Origin of the sequence: Methylobacter sp. (assembly GCF_023227905.1) — a bacterium.
Taxonomy (GTDB): Bacteria; Pseudomonadota; Gammaproteobacteria; order Methylococcales; family Methylomonadaceae; genus Methylobacter_A.
Window position 1 is genome coordinate 1 of record NZ_JALOCF010000101.1, and the last position, 4,746, is coordinate 4,746.

The 4,746-nt window shown below is 50.5% G+C and carries 6 protein-coding genes; 4 read left to right on the forward strand and 2 right to left on the reverse strand.

The genetic code is table 11. The annotated features are described in order from the left end of the window. The 3 genes from M0R47_RS21240 to M0R47_RS21250 form a co-directional block, all read left to right on the forward strand. On the forward strand, positions 1-433 hold a 433-nt coding region (locus M0R47_RS21240; protein ID WP_292558357.1), incomplete at its 5' end, for an ATP-binding protein. A gap of 317 nt (positions 434-750) precedes the next feature. After that, on the forward strand, positions 751-957 hold the full coding sequence (locus M0R47_RS21245; RefSeq protein WP_292558358.1) for a DUF6494 family protein: 207 nt from the start codon (positions 751-753) through the stop codon (positions 955-957). A 71-nt stretch (positions 958-1,028) separates the two neighbouring features. Beyond that, positions 1,029-1,517, forward strand: coding sequence for a nucleoside triphosphate pyrophosphohydrolase family protein (locus M0R47_RS21250; RefSeq protein WP_292558359.1), 489 nt, complete (start codon positions 1,029-1,031; stop codon positions 1,515-1,517). Between the two features lie 122 nt (positions 1,518-1,639). Here the strand turns inward: M0R47_RS21250 and M0R47_RS21255 are convergent, their stop codons facing one another. Both M0R47_RS21255 and fumC read right to left on the reverse strand, forming a co-directional pair. Next, entirely contained in the window at positions 1,640-2,074 is a 435-nt protein-coding gene (locus M0R47_RS21255) for a heme-binding protein (RefSeq protein WP_292558360.1), read from the reverse strand. Positions 2,075-2,127: 53 nt separating this feature from the next. Next, positions 2,128-3,531 (reverse strand): class II fumarate hydratase, encoded by a 1,404-nt coding sequence (fumC, locus tag M0R47_RS21260; RefSeq protein WP_292558361.1) that lies wholly within the window; start codon positions 3,529-3,531, stop codon positions 2,128-2,130. Between the two features lie 312 nt (positions 3,532-3,843). Here fumC and M0R47_RS21265 point away from each other — a divergent pair. Beyond that, the coding region (locus M0R47_RS21265) for an aconitase family protein (RefSeq protein WP_292558362.1) at positions 3,844-4,746 on the forward strand (903 nt) is incomplete at its 3' end.

Here is a 4,746-nt window from a genome sequence, read left to right on the forward strand (position 1 = left end):
TCTGTTCGGCTATCGGGCATTAATGCAAACCGGCAGCGATATCGACAAAGGACTTTACACTCAGGAAACCAGCCTGAAAACCTACCAGCATCTTAAGGAACTTGCCAAAACGGTGCTTGATGCCGGTTTTCCGGTGATTATTGACGCGGCTTTTCTTAAAACCGAACAGCGCGCCCCGTTTCGGCAGCTTGCGACCGACTGTGGCGTGCCCTTCCGTATCATTACTTTTCAAGCCTCCGAGCAGGAGCTATACAGGCGTATCAAGCAACGCCAGGACGATGCATCGGAAGCAACGGTAGCTGTACTGCAACACCAGCTGCAATCGGCGCAGTCGCTGCTGGACCAGGAACAATCCGGCGCAATAACAGTTAACACCGAAAGCGACAATGCCCTGAATACCCTGCTGGATAATTTTGATCGCTATCTGCAATAACCGGACGCAGATATTTTAACCCCGCTTAACAAGCGCTTTAGCTACCTCCCCAAAACCTCACCGAGCGAATTATTGCGACCGATCTACTGGCCCATATCGCTATTTTTTCTATCAGCATCGTTACTGTATTGGCTGCCTGTTAACCGGCAATAATTTCTTTTTGGCAGCCGGAAAAATAATTATTTTTGGCAGTGTACGTAACATCAGGACATGATACAGTTCAAAATAAGCTTTTATGGTTAGCAATAATAGTTTTTCATCCAAAACAAATTCCATTGCCCCGGCTGATGGAATCTACTTTGCCTCAGGAGGCTAAAATGAATGAAGACATATTAAATTTGGAAATCAGAAAATATCTCAAACAATACGGCGTCACCTCGCAACGCGAGTTCGAGCATGCCGTGCTCAAAGCCATTGAAACCGGGAAGATCAAAGGTTCCGAAGCCTTAGACTTTAAGATGACTCTGGATATACCCGCTCTCGGCGTCAACCATTGTATTGAGGGAAAAATAGCGCTTGAATAGCGTGCTTCAAGAAACTTTAGTTTGATCTGGTTATTACATTAATTCGACAACAGTCGACGAGGATAAAAACCATGAATAAGCACTTAAAGTTAGTTAGAGAATACAACGATACCTTTTCAATTTTGCAAGCTAAACCTGGAGCAAGTGAACAGTTGCACGATTTGGATATTGTGATGCGCCAAGCCTTGCTCATGGATGAAGGCAGCGCGGTGTTAAAGGCCATTAAAGCAGGCGATATGGTGCAAATATTGGCCGGACTGGCCAATCTTGCCCATTGCGCATTAGGCCCTGTCGCTATGCGGGGGGATGAGGTTACGGACTGCCCTGTCACATGGCGTTATGATGGCTTGATTCTTTCCGTGTTACGTGTCCTGTCCGACAAAATCAATAGTTGCACATCAGGCCGCACGGAAGATTATTCCAACGTTTATTGCTTCTGCGCTTATTTGGCGAGCACTTTTATCAACGCGGATTTCAATAGAGCCTTTCAATTGATCCATGACGGCAAAATGTCAAAATCGGATAAGACCCCCGAGTTGAGCGAGTGTCTTTTTGAATAACATCAAAGGGCCGTTCTCATGTGAAGTGAAAAGCCATGATGAGGATTACCTGAATTTAACCCAAAGACTATATCGTCCCAGCGCTCTGCGTAAAACGATATAGTCCGAAAGTGATCTTGGCCTCAAGTTCGCCACGGGTGTTCCGGCAAATCAGAAACACCAATTGCCTCGGCCCCGGCTTTGGCAACTTGATGATCGTTGTCCACCGAACTGCCGCTGACCCCGACAGCGCCGATTAGAACGCCATCCTTGTCAACGATGGGAACGCCTCCGGGAAAGGTGATCAGCCCGTCGTTGGAATGCTCAATCCCGTAAAGCGGCCCACCCGGTTGCGATAGCTGACCGATTTGCCCCGTGTTCATAGCGAAGAAGCACGCTGTCTTGGCTTTCTTGATGGCAATATCCACACTGCCTACCCAGGCATTGTCCATCCTCACGAACGCCTTTAAGTCAGCGCCGGAATCCACTACCGCGATACACATCTGCGTACCGATTTTTTTTGACTCGGCAATGGCCGCAGCCATTGCCTGTTCGGCCAGTTCGTATGTTACATGCATGGTTTATCTCCTCAATTTATTTATTAAAGTGGCTAATATTGCCCCATTACTCTTTATTTTGGAAAAATCATTTCCTCAGGCCGGATAAGCCTGTCGAATTCCTCTTCCGTCACAAACCCGCCGGATACCGCTTCTTGCCGCAATGTGCTGCGGTTTTTAAAAGCCAGCTTCGCAATTTTAGCAGCATTGTCGTACCCGATGCGCGGCGCCAAGGCGGTCACCAGCATCAGTGAGTTTTCCATCAGTTCGGCAATACGCTCAACATTCGGCTCAATGCCGACAACGCAGTGATCGGTAAAGCTCATCGTCGCATCGCCGATCAGGCGGATCGACTGGAGCACATTATAAATAATGACCGGCTTGAACACATTGAGTTCCAAATGCCCTTGCGCCCCGGCAAAAGTGACAGTGGTGTGATTGCCCATGACCTGCGCGCAAACCATCGTCACCGCCTCGCATTGGGTCGGGTTTACCTTGCCCGGCATGATCGAGGAACCGGGCTCGTTTTCAGGCAGCGACAGCTCCCCTATGCCGCAACGCGGCCCGGAACCCAGCAGGCGTATATCATTGGCTATTTTATTAAGGCTAACCGCGATGGTATTTAACACCCCGGAGATTTCCACCATCGCGTCGTGCGCTGCCAGCGCCTCGAATTTATTGGCTGCGGAAACAAAAGGAAACCCGGTGAATTTCGCAACCTCTTCGGCAAACCTGTCGGCAAAACCCGGTTTGGAATTCAGGCCGGTGCCCACCGCTGTGCCGCCTTGAGCCAGCGGATACAGACGCTTGAAACTGTCGTTAATCCGGTCAATGCCCAGTTGTACCTGAGCGGCATAGCCCGAAAATTCCTGCCCCAGCGTCAGCGGGGTTGCATCCTGCAAGTGCGTTCGTCCGGTCTTGATTATGCCGTTCCACGCCAGGGATTTATCCCAAAGCGCAAGGTGCAAATGCTGGAGCGAGGGAATCAATAAATGGTGCAACTGCTCGACCGTCGCGATATGCATGGCCGTCGGAAAGGCGTCATTCGAAGACTGGCTGCGGTTGCAATGGTCGTTCGGATGAACCGGCATTTTAGTGCCCATAGCACCGCCCAGGCGTTCGATAGCCCGATTGGCAATCACCTCGTTGACATTCATGTTGGACTGGGTGCCCGAACCGGTCTGCCAGACCACAAGAGGAAAGTTGTTATCCAGATTGCCGTCGATAACTTCCAGAGCCGCATCCGCTAGCGCGTGGCCGATTTTTTCATCGATGTTATTCAGCGCGATGTTCGACAGCGCAGCGCAATACTTGACGATGCCCAACGCACGGATCAAAGGCCTGGGCATCCGTTCATCGCCGATTTTGAAGTTAAGCAGGGATCGCTGAGTTTGCGCGCCCCAGTATTTATCGGCGGGCACTTGAATCGGGCCGAAGGAATCGGTTTCTGTGCGGGTAGTAACGGTATTTTCTTTCATGAGTTGCTCGCTTGTGGCCTCAGGAATATATTCAGCGCCGTAGCTACGGCATGATGACCGGTTCCGGTGTTAGCCATGATAGCCCCCTGAGTCAAAATGAACAGAGTTTGACTATAACGGTTTTTACACTGCCTGAATAGAAAACTTCTTGTCTGACGTCCAGTGAAATCAGCGTTTCATTCACATAAAATTGCAAGCAAAAATTAAACCCTCGATTACCTCAAGAAAGAATCAAAATTCTTGACGCAATAATTGATACGGGTAAAAGCTATTTAAGTTGATAACACTGCCGAGCCCATCAGGGAGATTTCTATGAATAGTCACGATCCATTTGGCGCGCATCAACAACTGACTGCCGACAGCTTTGGCTCGGTTTCGTATTATTCCCTCTCCCAGCTTGAGGTTGGCGGCGCCGCCAATGTCTCGCGGCTACCGTACACAATAAAAATCCTGCTTGAATCGTTATTGCGCAACTGCGACAACGAGGTGATTACCCAGGATCATGTTTTGAGCGTCGCGAACTGGCAAGCGCAAGGGACGCGCTATGAAATACCCTATAAACCGGCTCGGGTGATTTTGCAGGATTTTACCGGCGTTCCAGCGCTGGTGGATCTGGCCGCGATGCGGGATGCGATGAAGCAGCTAGGCGGCGATCCGAAAAAGATCAATCCCTTGATTCCCTGCGATCTGGTCATTGACCACTCGGTACAGGTGGATTATTACGGCAAGGCCAATGCCATGCTGTTAAACGAAACCGTCGAGTTTGAACGGAATGCCGAACGCTATGAGTTCCTTAAATGGGGGCAATCGGCGTTTCGAAACCTCCGCGTGGTGCCCCCTTCTACCGGCATCGTGCATCAGGTCAATCTCGAATACCTTGCGCCGGTTGTGTTTCACAACAAGGATAAAAACGTCTGTTATCCTGACAGCTGCGTCGGCACCGACTCGCATACGCCGATGATTAACGGCCTGGGCGTGCTGGGCTGGGGCGTCGGCGGCATTGAAGCTGAAGCGGTGATGCTGGACCAGCCTATCTACATGCTGGTTCCCGATGTGGTCGGCATTAAACTGACGGGCATGCTGCCGCCGGGCGTGACTGCGACCGATCTAGTGCTGCGCATCACCGAACTTTGCCGGAACTTTGGCGTGGTCGGTAAATTTATCGAGTTTTACGGCACTGGGCTGACCAGCTTAAGTATTCCGGACCGTGCCACA